The following is a 14,501-nucleotide window of genomic DNA, read 5'->3' on the forward strand; positions in this document are numbered from 1 at the left end:
CGCCTTGCCGAGCCCGCCCCTCGCACCGCGTCCACTCGAACGGCGGAACGTCGTCATCGGATATCCGCGGGGGCGATGCCGACTCCGCAGCGTCAGGCTGCGGGCGCCAGGTAGTCGTCCCAGTCGGGCTGCGTCCGCTCCGCGCCGCGCACGAGCCAGGAGCCGGCGCGCGGCATCCGGGGGACGGTGCGCAGACGCCATCCCATCTCGTGCGGGGTGCGGTCGCTCTTGACGTTGTTGCAGCGCTGGCAGCAGGCGACGAGGTTCTCCCACGTGTCCCGGCCCCCGCGCGACTTGGGCTGGATGTGGTCGATCGTCGCCGCGTGCTGACCGCAGTAGCCGCAGCGGTGGTTGTCCCGGCGGAGCACGCCCCGGCGCGACACCGGCACGCTGCGGCCGCTCGGGATGCGCACGTACCGGGTCAGCACGATCACCGAGGGCCGCACGTGGTCGCCGTGCGCGCTGTGCACCGGATTGCCCTCGTCCGCGGCGATCACGGTCGCCTTCTCCGTCATCAGCAGGACCAGGGCCCGCTTGAACGACACCACCGCGAGCGGCTCGTAGCCGGCGTTGAGAACCAGAGTGCGCATCAGTGACCTCCGTGCTGTCGCACGCCGTCGCGCGAAGGCGCCGCGACCACGAGCAAGGGCGCCGTCGTGATGACGGCGCCCTGCGAGGCCGCGGCGGAGTGCCGCGCGATGACGTGGAGTCGTATCCGCGTGTCGGAGGAGTGCACCGCCGCGGTGAGGACCCGCGCGCGTATCGAATCGGCCGGCCGCACGCGCGCGCGCAGCCCCACGCTGTGGCGCCCGCTCCGCTCGGCCATCCCGGCACTCCGTCCCTCGACGAATCGATCCGCTCGCCACGCGAGCGGACTGGGGTTCAGGTTAACCCTTCACGCCCGGAACACCAGGGGTCGGTCCGGATTCGTCACGCGGCGTTCACACGGCGGGACGACGAGAGCCCGCCCCCTCCAGGAGGGGACGGGCTCTCGAGCGGATCGACCGGATCAGCCGTTGATGCGCACGATCCGGTAGTCGGAGGTCCACAGCGGCTGCACGCGGACGCTCGCGCCCTCGTACGGCGCGTGCAGGATGTTGCCGTTGCCCGCGTAGAAGCCGTCGTGGCCGTCCATGATGACGAGGTCGCCGGGCTGCGCGTCGGCGAGCGAGACGGGGGTGCCCATGGCGCCCTGGCCCGCAGCCGAGTGCGGCATCGAGATGCCGTACTGGGCGAAGACGTACATCACGAAGCCGGAGCAGTCGAAGCCGCTCGGGTCGGCTCCACCGAAGACGTAGGGCACGCCCTGGTACTGCATCGCCGTATCGAACACCGCCGAGAGGCTGTAGCTGGTGGTCGGGGCGGCGGCCGCGATCTCGCTGGCCGAGGCGCCGGAGTAGGAGTTGAACTCCTCGGCGGTCTCGGCGCGCGCCTCCGCGACGTCGCTCGTGTCGACGACGGGCTCGGCCACCACGACGGGCTCGGGCTCCGGTGCGGGCGGCGGGGGCGCCGCCTCGGCCGAGAAGCCGTCGCGGGCGATCGCGGCCTGCACCACTCCGCCGTCGACGGCGACGGTCTGCGCGGAGCCCTGGCGGAGGAGGTCGGCTCGCGACGCCGCGAACAGGCCGTCGTCCTGGCTGCCCGGAGTGAAGGCGTAGGCGGGGAGCGCCATCGTCGCGACCAGCGCGCCGGCGAAGCCGACCATCGCGACCTTGCCGACGACACGGCCCCGGCGCTTGCGCGGGGTCCCGGCCGGCGACGGCACGAAGTCGGTGATGTCCGCGCGGCGGGCAGGAGCTGCGGGAACGGCGCGACGGGAGACGGGTGCGTCCCCGTGGATCCGGGCGCGGATGACCGGGGGCCGGTTCTCGAAGTTCGCGTCGCCGGAGCGGTCGGGGTGGTTGGAGCGGAACCGGTCGGGTGAGCCGGCGTCCTCGTTCGGGGTGAGGGGGTTCTGGGGCAAGGGGGAGATCCTCCGACGTCCCCTCAGCCCAGGCAGCTGTCCCGTCTCATGCACGAAGCATCGGTGTGCACAGGATCCGAGACGGGTGTGGGGGCGTCGGATCCCGCGCCCTGAGACCGAGGCTCGGCCGCAGGGCTCCACAGAGCGTAAGCGACCGTTACCGATTTGTCACCTTCTCGGCGGGAAGAGACCGCTCTCCCGTTCGCCTCCGGTCACCGGATGCGGTAAGGGACCGTACGGGCCACTCCCAGGGAGGCGGGGGTCAGACGACGAGGAAGATGTGCGCCGCGACCTCGTTGGGCAGCTCGATGCCCGCCTCGGCTCCGTCGATGCGAGCGAGCACGTAGCCGTTGAGGGCCGAGAACTCGCCCTCGGCACCGGGCACGACCCCGGCCTGCTTGAGCTGGAGGAGGAGCTCCGGATCGACCTGCGCCGGCTCGCCGAGGCGACGGACGACGCCGCGGCGGGGCTCGCTCGACCCGGCGACGAAGCGCGGCAGGCTGATGACGCCGTCGGCGAAGCGGGAGGCGGGGGTGTCGCCGAGCTCGTCCAGGCCCGGGATCGGGTTGCCGTAGGGCGACTCCGTCGGGTGGTCGAGCATCTCGAGAAGGCGGCGCTCGACCTGCTCGCTCATCACGTGCTCCCAGCGGCAGGCCTCCTCGTGCACGAACTCCCAGTCGAGCTTGATGACGTCGTGGAGGAGCCGCTCGGCGAGGCGGTGCTTGCGCATGACGTGGATCGCCTTGCGGCGGCCGTCGGAGGTGAGCTCGAGGTGGCGGTCGCCCGAGACGACGACGAGGCCGTCGCGCTCCATGCGACCGACGGTCTGCGACACGGTCGGCCCGGAGTGGCTGAGCCGCTCCGAGATACGCGCGCGCAGCGGGATGATGTTCTCCTCCTCGAGCTCGAGGATGGTGCGCAGGTACATCTCGGTGGTGTCGATCAGATCCGTCATCTCAGCCTTCCCGTCTCGGCGCGCTCCACCCTAGTGGTCGCCACGACGCAGCATCGGCGCTGCGGCGCGACGCAGGCCTCCGTCGCTCGGAGGAGGGGTGCGGGCCGGGAACCCTAGTATTAACGCATGCCGGACCTCACCATTCCTCGCGAGCTGCTCCCCCACGACGGACGGTTCGGCTGCGGCCCGTCCAAGGTGCGGCACGACCAGCTCGCCCATCTCGCGACGCAGGGCGCGCACCTCCTCGGGACCTCGCACCGCCAGGCGCCCGTCAAGGACCTCGTCGGGCGCGTGCGCGAGCACCTCGCCACGCTGTTCCGCATCCCCGAGGGCTACGAGGTCCTGCTGGGCAACGGCGGCTCGACCGCCTTCTGGGACGCCGCGGCCTTCTCCCTCATCGAGCGCCGCGCCGAGAACCTCACGTTCGGCGAGTTCGGCCAGAAGTTCGCGGCCGCCGCCTCCGCGCCGTTCCTCGAGCCGGCCCACGTCGTCTCCGCCCCCGCGGGGTCCCGGAGCGAGGTCGAGGTCGTCGAGGGGATCGACGTGTACGCGTGGCCCCACAACGAGACGAGCACCGGAGTGATGGCCTCCGTCCGCCGGGTCCGCGGCGACGAGGGCGCGCTCACCGTCATCGATGCCACCAGCGCGGCGGGCGGCATCGACGTCGACATCGCCGAGGCCGACGTCTACTACTTCGCCCCGCAGAAGAACTTCGCCTCCGACGGCGGACTCTGGTTCGGCCTCTTCTCCCCCGCCGCGATCGAGCGGATCGAGCGCATCGCGGCGAGCGGCCGCTACATCCCCGAGTTCCTGAGCCTCAAGAACGCCGTCGACAACTCGCGCCTGAACCAGACGCTGAACACTCCGGCGCTCTCGACCCTCCTGCTGATGGAGTCGCAGCTCGAGTGGATGAACGCCTCGGGCGGCCTGGCCTGGGCGTCGGCGCGCACGGCCGAGTCCTCCTCCACGATCTACGACTGGGCCGAGGCCTCGAGCCTCGCCACCCCGTTCGTCGAGGTGCCCGAGCACCGCTCCCAGGTCGTCGCGACCGTCGACTTCGACGCCTCCGTCGATGCCGCTCTCGTCGCGAAGATCCTCCGCGCGAACGGGATCGTCGACACGGAGCCGTACCGCAAGCTCGGCCGCAACCAGCTGCGCGTGGCGACGTTCGTCGCGATCGAGCCGGACGACGTCCGCTCGCTGCTCGGCTGCATCGACCACGTCCTCGAGCGCCTGGCGGTCTGAGGCACGCCATGCGGCTGTGGCTGCGCGAGGAGGAGCGGCGGCCCGCGCCGCCGCCCTACGCGAGCGACGACGCGACGGCTCTGCTGGTCGGGTGCGTCGTCTGGGCGGTCGCGCTCGTGGCCGTGCTCGTGGCGACGGCCGTCGGAGCCGTCATCGAGCCGGTCGTCCTGTCGACCGTCGTGATCGGACTGGTCCTCGGCACGATCGGGCTGTTCTACAGCCGCAACCGACGCTAGACCGCGTCGGTCTCCATCCGGAGTCCGGTGCCGTCGGCCTCGGGCTCGAGACGGACGCGCAGGCCGGTGAACTCGCCGAGGCGCTCGACGTGGGTGCCGCCGCACGCGATCGCGGCGTCCCCCGCGGGGAGGGTGCAGCGCCATGTCCGCCGCGTGCTGAGGAGGTCGTCGTCGCGCTCGATGCGCACCTCCGCGTCCGAGGCGATCCACTCGGCGAGGAGGGCGTTCACCCGCTCCTGCACCTCGACGATCTCCGCCAGCAGGCGGGCGGTGTCCATCCCGCTGCGTCGGAGGGACTTGCCGAGGCGGTAGACGTCGGTGGAGCCGGACTCGCGGATCCGCGAGGTCTGGATCGCCGCCTGGTCGAAGTCCGGGTTGCCCAGGGCGTCGGTGCGCGCCGGCTTCGACCAGAACGAGGCCAGAGCGGCGTTGAGGGCGAGGGAGGCGAGGTGGCAGGCGGTGTGCCCACGGGAGAGCTCGTGCCGGTGGTCCGCGTCGACCTCGACGTCGACCTCGTCGTCCACGTGGAGTGAGGAGGCGTCGTCGACGATGTGGACGACGACGAAGCTCCACTCCGGAGTGCCGAGCCGCGCCGGGAGCCGCTCGCCGACGTGCAGCTCGCCGCCCTGCCACGCCCCGATGCGGCAGTCGATGAGGGGATGCCGCTCCCCCGCCACGACCAGCGCGCCGCGGTCGGGCCCCTGGTCGGGCCAGGTCGGGTCGACGGGGTGAGCGGAGGTCGCATCGAGGACGACCGCCCAGCGGCCGCCCTCCAGCCGGCCCACGTGCTGCACGCGCCCGGAGGAGCGCACGGCGCCGTCGGGATAAGCGATGCGGGTGTCGGAGTCGATGCTCATCGGGCGGCGCCGGACCGGATCAGCGGCGACGTCGACGGCGACGGGTCGTCGGGGCGGGAGCGGGCTCGTGCTCGACGTCGTCGGAGTCCTCGTCGTCGGAGTCGTCGTCCGGGTCGTCGGAGTCGTCCTCGTCCGAGTCCTCGTCGTCCGAGTCGTCGTCGTCGGAATCGTCCTCCGAGTCGTCGTCGTCGCCCGCGTCCTCGTCCTCGTCGGAGTCGTCGTCCGACTCGTCGTCGAGGTCGTCTTCCTCGGCGTCCTCGAGCTCGTCGTCGTCCGCGTCCTCGACCTCCTCGCCGAGCGCGTCCTGCGCGGTCTGGTAGTCGGCGAGACGCACGGACCACGGCACCCAGTCCGGAGCGAGGACCGCGCCCTCGCCCGGCAGCAGCTCGACCTCCAGGACGTTCACGTCCTCGGTCTCGTCGATCCGGGACAGCGTCGCCGTCCACAGCCAACCCGGGTACCCGCGCATGAGGTTCGCGAACTGCAACGACACGACGTGCTCGCCCTGCGCCAGAGTCGTGACCAGCTCGCCGATCGTCCCCTCGGGGGCGATCTCGGCGAGCGCGGCGCGAGCGACATCGAGAGACCCCGCGAGCACGGCGTCCGCCTCGTAGACGGGCTCGGGAGCCTCGTCCGCGGCGGCCTCGTCAGCCTCCCCCGGGGAAGCGTCGTCGTCGGCCTCGGAACGGTCGTCGGCGACGGGGGCGGAATCCTCAGCAGAAGTCGCATCCTCAGCAGGAGCCCCGTCCTCAGCAGGAGCCGCATCCTCAGCAGGAGCCGCATCCTCAGCAGGAGCCGAGTCGTCAGCAGGAGCCATGTCCTGAGCAGGAGCCGAGTCCTCAGATGTTCCCGCGTCGTCAGCAGGAACCGCATCGTCAGCAGTGGCCGCGTCCTCAGCAGGAGCCGGCACTGCAGCAGAAGCCGTGCCCGAGCCGGAGACTCCCGCCTCCGCGGCGACGTCGTCGGCCGGAAGAGTCTCCTCCGCAGAGGCGGAGTCCTCGGCAGAAGCCTCGGCCACCGGGAGGGCAGCGTCGCTCTCATCCTCGCCGGAGGGCGCCTCGTCGACAGGAGCCGCCTGGTCAGCGTCGATCTCCTCGTCGGCTCCGCGCGCGTCCTCAGCGGAGGAGTCAGAATCGGCGGGAATCGCGTCCGGCTCGGCGCCGGAGTCACCCTCTTCCGAGGACTGCTCCACGCGAGCGTCCTCCGTGGTCGGAGCGGCGACGGTCTCCTCGACCGGGCCCTGCTCGTCGGTCGTGCCGTCGGCGTCAGGCATCCAGCTCGTCCGCAACCCGGCGCAGGAGCGCCGCGATCGTGCGCCCGTGCGCCTTGTCGGGGTAGCGGCCGCGCTTGAGCCCCGCGCCGATCCCGTCGAGCAGCTTGACCGTGTCCTCCACGATCACGGACATGTCGTCCGCGGACTTCCGGTTGAGCTTCACCAGGCTCGGCGGGGCGTCGAGGACGCGCGCCGAGAGCGCCTGCGCCCCGCGCTTGCCGTCGGCGATGCCGAACTCGAGGCGGGTGCCGGCCTTGACCGCGGTCCCGGAGGGCAGCGCGGAAGCGTGCAGGAAGACCTCCTGGCCGTCATCAGTGCTGATGAAGCCGAAGCCCTTCTCCTCGTCGTAGAACTTGACCTTGCCGGTAGGCATGCAGACCCCTCCTGGAAATGAAGCAGCCATCAGTTTAGTCGACCGGGGCCGCCCTATCCTTGACGGGTGAAGCCACAGGAGCCGGCGGGCGTCGGACGCGCGGAGCGCACGCTCGCCTACATGTTCATCGCGATCATCGTCGTGACGGTCCTCGCGTTCCTCGCGATCCTGGTCGCCCCCGCGCTCGGGATCCGCGAGTACGCCGGCCCGTTCTGGCAGTTCGTCTTCGCCGTGCCGCTGGTGGGCCTGCCCATCGCGTTCCTCATGATGATCGCGATGCTCATCGTGGGGGTCCGGCGCCGCCGCGCGCAGTCCTGATCGGACGCGGTCTCCTCCTGCCGCACCGCCTTTCGTCAGGCGTTCCCCGCCGCCGAGCCGGCACCGAGCGCCTGGACAACCGACTCCCAGACTCCGTGCAGCCGACGGCCAGATACTGTCCTGCATGGACGGACCCCGCATTCTCATCGTCGACGACGAGCCCAACATCAGAGACCTGCTCACCACGAGCCTCCGCTTCGCCGGCTTCGCCGTGCGTGCGGTCGGCAACGGGGCCCAGGCCATCTCGGCAGTCCTCGAGGAGGAGCCGGACCTGATCATCCTCGACGTGATGCTCCCCGACATGAACGGGTTCGGCGTGACCAAGCGCCTCCGCTCGGCCGGGTACACCTCCCCCATCCTCTTCCTCACGGCGAAGGACGACACCGAGGACAAGATCACGGGCCTCACCGTCGGCGGTGACGACTACGTCACGAAGCCGTTCAGCCTCGACGAGATCGTCGCGCGCATCAAGGCGATCCTCCGCCGCACCATGCACGCCGAGGAGGACGCGGTCATCCGGGCCGGCGAGCTGACCATGGACCAGGACACGCACGAGGTCCTCGTCGGCGACGAGCCGGTGGAGCTCAGCCCCACCGAGTTCAAGCTGCTCCGCTACCTGATGCTCAACCCGAACCGGGTGCTCAGCAAGGCGCAGATCCTCGACCACGTGTGGGAGTACGACTTCAACGGCGATGCGGGCATCGTCGAGTCCTACATCTCGTACCTGCGACGTAAGCTCGACACGCATTCGGAGGAATCGCTCATCCAGACCAAGCGAGGATTCGGATACATGCTGAAGGTCGCGAAGGCCTAGCCTCCGCCACCTCGGCGCCACCTCCCGCCGGAGGCGCGGCGCCCGCCGATCCCGAGGGAGTTCCACCGCCATGCACCAGGGTCTGGCCGAGCGGTGGAACTCCATCTCGTTGCGCACGAAGATCACCGCGGTCACGGTCCTCCTGCTCACGCTGGGACTCCTCGTCTCCGGGATCGGGACGATGACGATGCTGAAGCCGCAGCTCGTCGCCCAGCTCGACGCGCAGCTGGCCGACCAGGTCCAGCGGACGGCGAGCGACCTCTCCGTCAACGACTTGGCCGCGATCGACGAGTCCAAGGCCGATTTCGGCGCCGTCTACGACCAGTACGGCACGCTCGACAACACGAACGCGTCCGGCGCGGCCGACCCCGCCTTCCCGCAGACCTTCACCCTCGAGCAGGCGCTGCAGGGCGGCGACAAGCCGATGGAGATCTGGAGCTCCAACGGCAAGGTCGAGTACCACGTCATGTCGACGGTGTTCACGAGGGGCACCGAGTACCAGACGCTCCTGCTCGCGGTGTCGACCCGCAGCGTCGACGTCATCATGACGACGTACCTCACGATCTTCCTCGGCTTCGGAGTCGCGATCGTCGTGATCGGCGCACTCCTCACCCGCCTGCTGGTCACCACCACCTTCGCCCCGCTGCGCGAGGTCGAGCAGACCGCCGCCGCCATCGCCGACGGCGACTTCAGCCAGCGCCTGGACGGCACGACACCCAACACCGAGGTCGGACGCCTCAACCGCTCCCTGAACGCGATGCTCGGGCGGATCGACTCCGCCTTCCGCGACCGCGCCCGCACGATCGACCAGATGCGCCGCTTCGTCGGCGACGCCAGCCACGAGCTGCGCACCCCGCTGGTCTCCGTCCGCGGCTACGCCGAGCTGTACCGGATGGGCGCTCTGCAGACGCCCGAGGCCGTCGGCCAGGCGATGGAGCGCATCGAGAAGGAGGCGATCCGGATGGGCGGCCTGGTCGAGGACCTCCTCGAGCTCGCCCGCCTCGACGAGACGAAGCCTCTCGCACTCGCGCCCGTCGATCTGATGCCGCTCGCCCGCGACGCCGCGATGGACGCGATGGCCTCCTGGCCCGACCGCGACTTCGGCGTCGAGACCCGCGACGACACCCCCGTGGAGACGCCCGCGCTCGAGCCCGACGAGGCCGGCGCCTCCGCCACTCAGACCATTGAGCTGACGAACCCCGGGCTCACCGGCCCGATCGCCGCGGCAGGAGCGAGGCTCGCCCGATTCCGCCGGCGTCCGCGCCGGGTCAACGCCGAGGAGATCGCCGCCGGCACCGCCACCGCCCCCGAGGAGCCGGGCGTGCCCGCGATGGTGATGGCGGAGGAGAACAAGATCCGCCAGGTCCTGACGAACCTGATCGGCAACGCCGTCCGCTACACGCCCGAGGACACTCCGATCGAGATCGGCGTCGCCGTCGACCGCTCCCGCCGCCTCGCCCTGCTGGAGGTCATCGACCACGGCGAGGGCATCCCGCCGCAGATCCGCGAGAAGATCTTCCAGCGCTTCTGGCGCGCGGACACGTCGCGGACCCGCGAGACCGGCGGCAGCGGCCTCGGACTGGCGATCGTGTCCTCGATCGTCGCCGCGCACAAGGGCCGCGTGGACGTCGTCGAGACGCCGGGCGGAGGCGCGACCTTCCGCGTCGCGCTGCCGCTGCTCACGGTCGGCCAGAACGGCGAGACCTCCCCCGCCTCGGTCTGATCCGCACCGCGGTCCGTCCTTCCTCGGGGGCCCCTTCGGTCCGAGCTCTCCCGTCGACGTCCGCGAGCGGCACAGATCGATCCGCCCGAGCGACCGTGACCTCGCCCACCCGGCCCGCACGGCCGCGCACGGCCGCGCACGGCTCACTCTCTCCTCTTGGGGACCAACGGGCGGCGAGCCCGCCCGGACCGCTGGAGATGACACCCGACGCTCGACGGATGCCGCGTCGCCGGCTCTTGCAGAGTCGCCGTCCGCATCCGTTCGGCCGACGACATCTCCGCCCCGACCCCGTACGTCGCGACCCGCACCGGCGCACCCCACGCGCTTCTGGTGCCGGTGTCCGCTGAGGAGACCGAGGCGGCGCGGAGTGCGGTGCCACCGCAGGAGGACCGCCGTTGTGGTCGCGGAGCGGATTCAGAACCACCTGCCGGTTCGGTCGCCTGCTGCTCGCTCAGATGCCTCCGGAAACGCCGAAGGCGGCTCCCCCGGAGGGGAACCGCCTTCTGCGTGGTGGGGGGACGGACTAGAAGTCCATGCCTCCGGTGGGGTCGCCGCCCGCGGCGACCGGGTTCTTCTCGGGCTTGTCGGCGACGACGGCCTCCGTGGTGAGGAAGAGACCGGCGATCGACGCCGCGTTCTGCAGAGCGGAGCGCGTGACCTTGACCGGGTCGATGATGCCCGCGGCGATGAGGTCGACGTACTCGCCGGTCGCGGCGTTGAGGCCGTGTCCGGTGGGCAGCTCGCGGACCTTCGCAGCGACGACGCCGGGCTCCATGCCCGCGTTGAGGGCGATCTGCTTGAGCGGGGCGTCGATGGCGACCTTGACGATGTTCGCGCCGGTCGCCTCGTCTCCGACGAGCTCGAGCTTCTCGAAGGCGAGCTTGCCGGCCTGGATGAGGGCGACGCCACCACCGGCGACGATGCCCTCCTCGACGGCGGCCTTCGCGTTGCGGACGGCGTCCTCGATGCGGTGCTTGCGCTCCTTGAGCTCGACCTCGGTCGCCGCTCCGGCCTTGATGACCGCGACGCCGCCGGCGAGCTTCGCGAGGCGCTCCTGGAGCTTCTCGCGGTCGTAGTCGCTGTCGGTGTTCTCGATCTCGCCGCGGATCTGCGCGACGCGGCCGGCGATGGCCTCGGCGTCGCCGGCACCCTCGACGATCGTGGTCTCGTCCTTGGTGATGACGACCTTGCGGGCCGAGCCGAGCAGGTCGAGGGTGACGTTCTCGAGCTTGAGGCCGACCTCCTCGGAGATGACCTGGCCGCCGGTGAGGATCGCGATGTCCTGGAGCTGCGCCTTGCGACGGTCGCCGAAGCCGGGGGCCTTGACGGCGACCGACTTGAAGATGCCGCGGATCTTGTTGACGACCAGGGTCGCCAGCGCCTCGCCGTCGACGTCCTCGGCGATGATCAGCAGCTGCTTGCCCGCCTGGATCACCTTGTCGACGACCGGGAGCAGGTCCTTGATGTTCGAGACCTTGGAGTTGACGATGAGGATGTAGGGGTCCTCGAACACCGCCTCCTGACGGTCGGGGTCGGTCACGAAGTACTGCGACAGGTAGCCCTTGTCGAAGCGCATGCCCTCGGTGAGCTCGAGCTCGGTGCCGAAGGTGTTCGACTCCTCGACGGTGACGACGCCCTCCTTGCCGACCTTGTCGATCGCCTCGGCGATGATCGCGCCGATCTCGGGGTCCGCGGCGGAGATGGAGGCGGTCGCCGCGATCTCCTCCTTGGTCTCGATCGCCTTCGCGCCGGCGATGAGCTCGGCGGTGACGGCCTTGACGGCCTTCTCGATGCCCTTCTTGAGGCTGATCGGGTCGGCGCCGGCCGCGACGTTGCGCAGGCCCTCGCGGACGAGCGCCTGAGCGAGGACGGTCGCGGTGGTGGTTCCGTCGCCGGCGACGTCGTCGGTCTTCTTGGCGACCTCCTTGACGAGCTCGGCGCCGATCTTCTCGTACGGCTCGTCGAGCTCGATCTCCTTGGCGATGGAGACGCCGTCGTTCGTGATGGTGGGAGCGCCCCACTTCTTCTCGAGGACGACGTTGCGGCCGCGCGGGCCGAGGGTCACCTTGACCGCGTCGGCCAGAGTGTTGAGTCCACGCTCGAGGCCGCGGCGGGCTTCTTCGTCAAAAGCAATGATCTTGGCCATGTGTGTTTCTCGTCCCTCCCGGACGTCGTGAAATGTCTGTGCTGGCACTCGACCGGAGCGAGTGCCAAGGTCGATTCTGGCACTCGCGGTGGACGAGTGCAAGCGACCGGCACGCGCTCCGACACGAAGGAGCCGCCGCCCGCACGAGGCGGACGACGGCTCCCGGGAGGCTCGGCGGTCAGGCCGGGCGGACCGATTCGGCCTGGGGGCCCTTCGACCCCGTGCCGACCTCGAACGCGACCTGCTGCCCCTCCTCGAGGACCTTGTACCCCGACATGTCGATCGCGGAGTAGTGGACGAAGACGTCCTGTCCGCCGCCGTCGACCGTGATGAAGCCGTAGCCCTTCTCAGCGTTGAACCACTTGACGGTTCCGTTCGCCATCTCTGTACTCCCCAGTGCTGTGATGCCCGCGGCACGAGCGATGTGCTGGTGCCTGGTCAGGAATACTAATCCGGCTATCGGCCCCGGGAGGGGCTGGAAAGGGCCTCGCGGGGAAGAGTTGCCCGGGATTCAACACGGAGGAAACGTGCCCGTAACAGAGGGCCCCGATCAGCCCTGCTCGAAGGCGTAATCGGCCCCCAGGACCACGACGACGGAGCCCGTCTCGACGAAGTCCTGCGAGAGCAGGACGGTCCCCGTTCCGAGCGAGTCGACGAGACCGAGGGCCGCTCCCTCGAGCGCTGGGTCGGTGTAGTAGACGGTCGTGGCGGCGATGTCCTCGGTGTTCGCGTTCGCGACGGTCGGGACGCTCCATCCGGCCGTCGTCAGGGCGTCGCCGGCGCTGGCGGCGAGTCCGACGGTGGCGGTGCCGTTGAGGACGGCGACGGCGAGATCGGGATCGAGCGTCGCGGCTGCGGTCGGGGTCGCCTCCGCGGTCGCGGTCGGCGGAGTGAAGACATCCGTGAACTGCACCCGGTCGTCGATGACCAGCAGCCCGATGAAGCCGAGCAGGACGATGACTCCGGTGGCGAGGGCGGCCCAGGCGAGGGCGACGGCGCGGGCGTGAGGGGCCGGCGGCCGGCGGTGGGCGCCGACGCGCGCCTCCGTCGCCGGGACCTCGTCGAAGCGGTCTCTCGGGTGCGTGTTCGACATCGGGGGTACGGCCGGCCTTCCGTTGGTGGACTCGAGCAGCTCGTCTACTCGAGGCGCCCGAGGCGTCGCGAGGCGCGGGCGCCGGCGCGCTGGTCGCGGATGCGCTGCAGCCGCGTGACGAGCATCGGGTCGTGCGCGAGGGCGGCCGGAGAGGCGAGCACCGCGCTGAGCACCTGATAGTAGCGGGCGGCCGACAGTCCGAACTGGGAGCGGATCGCGTCGTCCTTGTCCCCGGAGCGGGCCGTCCACTCGCGCTCGAAGGCGAGCACCCGCAGCTCGCGCTCGGACAGACCGGTGCCCGGTCTCGGGTCCGTCGTCCTGCTCATCCGTCCAGGGTAGGCAGGCCCACGGCCGCCGCCGGGGAGGCGCTCCGAACACCTCGTGACCGTGTCGCGGCATGGAGGCGGGGAGTCTCCTCCACAGCCCGCGGAGGCGGAATGGAGCCGTCGCCCCGGGGGTTGGACCAGGTGGAGGGGCGCGACCGCCCCCGTACACTGACGAGGATTCCGAGGGAGACCCATGTCGTCGTATTCCGTGAACAAGTCCGACGCCGAGTGGCGCGAGGAGCTCGACCGCGACCAGTACGCGGTCCTGCGCGAAGCGGCCACCGAGCGCCCGTGGACCGGCGAGCTGCTCGACGAGCACCGCTCCGGCCTCTACACCTGTGCCGCCTGCAGCGCCGAGCTCTTCAAGAGCGGCACCAAGTTCGACTCCGGCTGCGGCTGGCCGAGCTTCTACGAGTCCGTGAACCCGGACGCGGTCCAGCTGATCGAGGACAGCACCCTCGGCATGGTCCGCACCGAGGTCCGCTGCGCGAACTGCGGATCCCACCTGGGACACGTCTTCCCCGACGGCTTCGGCACGCCCACCGGCGACCGCTACTGCATGAACTCGATCGCCCTGAACTTCCAGGCCGAGGGCGAGTGACCGTGTCCTCCTCCCCCGTGCTCGAGGCCGTCCTCGCGCGCCGATCGCGCTCGAAGGTGACGCCGGAGGCTCCGGGGCACGACGAGATCGCGGCGTTCGTCTCGGCGGCGTCGCGTCTCGCCGATCACAGCTCGCTGCGCCCGTGGCGGGTCATCGAGATCCGCGGCGCCGCCCGCGACCGGGTCGGCCGCAGCTTCGCGGTCGCCTCGGGGGCGAAGAAGGACCCGCGGAAGTACATCGAGAAGACGCACCGCGCCTCCCTGCTGCTGGCCGTCGTGGTCAGCGTCAAGAAGTCGAAGGTGCCGGCCTGGGAGCAGGAGGCCGTCGCCTCGGGCGTCGCCCACCTCCTGAGCCTGCTGCTCGACGAGGCGGGCTGGGGTGTCTTCTGGCGCACCGGCTCCTACACGCGCGACAAGGCCGTGCGGAAGGCGCATCGCCTCGAGAAGGGCGAGGAGCTGCTCGGCTGGCTCTACGTCGGCCGTCCCGACGGGAAGATCGGCGGCCCCAAGCGTCCCGCTCCCGCAGAGCGGCACCTCAGCATCCTCGAACCGTGAGACGCGGCGGGCCCCGATCCGGGC

Annotated in this window: 17 protein-coding genes; 7 read left to right on the forward strand and 10 right to left on the reverse strand. The window is 70.8% G+C overall.

The window, feature by feature from the left end; genetic code table 11:
* Positions 1 to 92 precede the first annotated feature (92 nt).
* From C5C57_RS02115 to C5C57_RS02130, 3 genes are all read right to left on the reverse strand, one after another.
* Positions 93 to 590 carry an HNH endonuclease gene (locus C5C57_RS02115; protein WP_104224608.1) on the reverse strand — a complete coding sequence of 166 codons (498 nt, stop codon included), beginning with the start codon at positions 588 to 590 and terminating at the stop codon, positions 93 to 95.
* Positions 591 to 1,009: 419 nt separating this feature from the next.
* Positions 1,010 to 1,963: a C40 family peptidase gene (locus tag C5C57_RS17910; protein ID WP_258063262.1), complete on the reverse strand. Its 954-nt coding sequence runs from the start codon at positions 1,961 to 1,963 to the stop codon at positions 1,010 to 1,012.
* A 262-nt stretch (positions 1,964 to 2,225) separates the two neighbouring features.
* Entirely contained in the window at positions 2,226 to 2,918 is a 693-nt protein-coding gene (locus tag C5C57_RS02130) for a metal-dependent transcriptional regulator (RefSeq protein ID WP_104224606.1), read from the reverse strand.
* Positions 2,919 to 3,044: 126 nt separating this feature from the next.
* On the opposite strand from C5C57_RS02130, the gene serC reads away from it, so the two are divergent.
* Together serC and C5C57_RS02140 are read left to right on the forward strand one after the other, a co-directional pair.
* Positions 3,045 to 4,163 (forward strand): phosphoserine transaminase, encoded by a 1,119-nt coding sequence (gene serC, locus C5C57_RS02135; RefSeq protein WP_104247683.1) that lies wholly within the window; start codon positions 3,045 to 3,047, stop codon positions 4,161 to 4,163.
* 8 nt (positions 4,164 to 4,171) lie between these two features.
* On the forward strand, positions 4,172 to 4,399 hold the full coding sequence (locus C5C57_RS02140; protein WP_104224604.1) for a DUF2530 domain-containing protein: 228 nt from the start codon (positions 4,172 to 4,174) through the stop codon (positions 4,397 to 4,399).
* On the opposite strand, the gene C5C57_RS02145 is transcribed toward C5C57_RS02140, so the two are convergent.
* The 3 genes from C5C57_RS02145 to C5C57_RS02155 are packed head-to-tail and all read right to left on the reverse strand — an operon-like array spanning position 4,396 to position 6,902.
* Positions 4,396 to 5,256, reverse strand: coding sequence for a metal-dependent hydrolase (locus C5C57_RS02145; RefSeq protein WP_104297217.1), 861 nt, complete (start codon positions 5,254 to 5,256; stop codon positions 4,396 to 4,398). The genes C5C57_RS02140 and C5C57_RS02145 overlap by 4 nt on opposite strands.
* 19 nt (positions 5,257 to 5,275) lie before the next feature.
* A complete protein-coding gene (locus C5C57_RS18400) occupies positions 5,276 to 6,529 on the reverse strand; it encodes a DUF3027 domain-containing protein (protein WP_258072424.1) in 1,254 nt (417 codons plus the stop codon).
* Positions 6,522 to 6,902: a cold-shock protein gene (locus C5C57_RS02155; protein WP_104224602.1), complete on the reverse strand. Its 381-nt coding sequence runs from the start codon at positions 6,900 to 6,902 to the stop codon at positions 6,522 to 6,524. The genes C5C57_RS18400 and C5C57_RS02155 overlap by 8 nt, the downstream gene beginning before the upstream one ends.
* A gap of 66 nt (positions 6,903 to 6,968) precedes the next feature.
* Here C5C57_RS02155 and C5C57_RS02160 point away from each other — a divergent pair, with 66 nt between their 5' ends.
* From C5C57_RS02160 to C5C57_RS02170, 3 genes are all read left to right on the forward strand, one after another.
* Positions 6,969 to 7,220 (forward strand): hypothetical protein, encoded by a 252-nt coding sequence (locus tag C5C57_RS02160; protein WP_244229474.1) that lies wholly within the window; start codon positions 6,969 to 6,971, stop codon positions 7,218 to 7,220.
* A 124-nt stretch (positions 7,221 to 7,344) separates the two neighbouring features.
* Positions 7,345 to 8,034, forward strand: coding sequence for a response regulator transcription factor (locus C5C57_RS02165; RefSeq protein ID WP_055787731.1), 690 nt, complete (start codon positions 7,345 to 7,347; stop codon positions 8,032 to 8,034).
* Positions 8,035 to 8,104: 70 nt separating this feature from the next.
* The gene (locus C5C57_RS02170) at positions 8,105 to 9,757 is read left to right on the forward strand and encodes a HAMP domain-containing sensor histidine kinase (RefSeq protein ID WP_104247685.1); all 1,653 of its coding nucleotides are present in this window, start codon (positions 8,105 to 8,107) and stop codon (positions 9,755 to 9,757) included.
* A 523-nt stretch (positions 9,758 to 10,280) separates the two neighbouring features.
* On the opposite strand, the gene groL is transcribed toward C5C57_RS02170, so the two are convergent.
* The 4 genes from groL to C5C57_RS02190 all read right to left on the reverse strand — a co-directional run bounded on the left by groL (position 10,281) and on the right by C5C57_RS02190 (position 13,322).
* The gene (gene groL / locus C5C57_RS02175; protein WP_104224600.1) at positions 10,281 to 11,903 is read right to left on the reverse strand and encodes a chaperonin GroEL; all 1,623 of its coding nucleotides are present in this window, start codon (positions 11,901 to 11,903) and stop codon (positions 10,281 to 10,283) included.
* Positions 11,904 to 12,081: 178 nt separating this feature from the next.
* Positions 12,082 to 12,285, reverse strand: coding sequence for a cold-shock protein (locus C5C57_RS02180; protein WP_104224599.1), 204 nt, complete (start codon positions 12,283 to 12,285; stop codon positions 12,082 to 12,084).
* Between the two features lie 168 nt (positions 12,286 to 12,453).
* Complete coding sequence (locus tag C5C57_RS02185; RefSeq protein ID WP_104247686.1) at positions 12,454 to 12,996, reverse strand: LytR C-terminal domain-containing protein; 543 nt, start codon at positions 12,994 to 12,996, stop codon at positions 12,454 to 12,456.
* 44 nt (positions 12,997 to 13,040) lie between these two features.
* The gene (locus tag C5C57_RS02190) at positions 13,041 to 13,322 is read right to left on the reverse strand and encodes a DUF3263 domain-containing protein (protein ID WP_104224597.1); all 282 of its coding nucleotides are present in this window, start codon (positions 13,320 to 13,322) and stop codon (positions 13,041 to 13,043) included.
* 193 nt (positions 13,323 to 13,515) lie between these two features.
* On the opposite strand from C5C57_RS02190, the gene msrB reads away from it, so the two are divergent.
* Both msrB and C5C57_RS02200 read left to right on the forward strand, forming a co-directional pair.
* Positions 13,516 to 13,923, forward strand: a complete 408-nt coding sequence (gene msrB, locus C5C57_RS02195) for a peptide-methionine (R)-S-oxide reductase MsrB (RefSeq protein WP_104224596.1) — start codon at positions 13,516 to 13,518, stop codon at positions 13,921 to 13,923.
* Positions 13,920 to 14,477, forward strand: coding sequence for a nitroreductase family protein (locus tag C5C57_RS02200; protein ID WP_104226480.1), 558 nt, complete (start codon positions 13,920 to 13,922; stop codon positions 14,475 to 14,477). Before msrB ends, C5C57_RS02200 begins: the two co-directional genes overlap by 4 nt.
* Positions 14,478 to 14,501 lie beyond the last annotated feature (24 nt).

Source organism: Rathayibacter sp. AY1C5 (assembly GCF_002931705.1).
In the GTDB taxonomy this organism is placed as follows: Bacteria; Actinomycetota; Actinomycetes; order Actinomycetales; family Microbacteriaceae; genus Rathayibacter.

Excerpts from the sequence above, each read along its gene's own strand:
- C5C57_RS02145 (WP_104297217.1), bottom strand. The coding sequence starts at position 5,256 with ATGAGCATCGACTCCGACACCCGCATCGCTTATCCCGACGGCGCCGTG.
- C5C57_RS02130 (WP_104224606.1), bottom strand. The coding sequence starts at position 2,918 with ATGACGGATCTGATCGACACCACCGAGATGTACCTGCGCACCATCCTC.
- C5C57_RS02115 (WP_104224608.1), bottom strand. The coding sequence starts at position 590 with ATGCGCACTCTGGTTCTCAACGCCGGCTACGAGCCGCTCGCGGTGGTG.
- serC (WP_104247683.1), top strand. The coding sequence starts at position 3,045 with ATGCCGGACCTCACCATTCCTCGCGAGCTGCTCCCCCACGACGGACGG.
- C5C57_RS18400 (WP_258072424.1), bottom strand. The coding sequence starts at position 6,529 with ATGCCTGACGCCGACGGCACGACCGACGAGCAGGGCCCGGTCGAGGAG.
- msrB (WP_104224596.1), top strand. The coding sequence starts at position 13,516 with ATGTCGTCGTATTCCGTGAACAAGTCCGACGCCGAGTGGCGCGAGGAG.
- C5C57_RS02180 (WP_104224599.1), bottom strand. The coding sequence starts at position 12,285 with ATGGCGAACGGAACCGTCAAGTGGTTCAACGCTGAGAAGGGCTACGGC.
- C5C57_RS02185 (WP_104247686.1), bottom strand. The coding sequence starts at position 12,996 with ATGTCGAACACGCACCCGAGAGACCGCTTCGACGAGGTCCCGGCGACG.
- C5C57_RS02170 (WP_104247685.1), top strand. The coding sequence starts at position 8,105 with ATGCACCAGGGTCTGGCCGAGCGGTGGAACTCCATCTCGTTGCGCACG.
- groL (WP_104224600.1), bottom strand. The coding sequence starts at position 11,903 with ATGGCCAAGATCATTGCTTTTGACGAAGAAGCCCGCCGCGGCCTCGAG.
- C5C57_RS02140 (WP_104224604.1), top strand. The coding sequence starts at position 4,172 with ATGCGGCTGTGGCTGCGCGAGGAGGAGCGGCGGCCCGCGCCGCCGCCC.
- C5C57_RS02190 (WP_104224597.1), bottom strand. The coding sequence starts at position 13,322 with ATGAGCAGGACGACGGACCCGAGACCGGGCACCGGTCTGTCCGAGCGC.
- C5C57_RS02155 (WP_104224602.1), bottom strand. The coding sequence starts at position 6,902 with ATGCCTACCGGCAAGGTCAAGTTCTACGACGAGGAGAAGGGCTTCGGC.
- C5C57_RS02165 (WP_055787731.1), top strand. The coding sequence starts at position 7,345 with ATGGACGGACCCCGCATTCTCATCGTCGACGACGAGCCCAACATCAGA.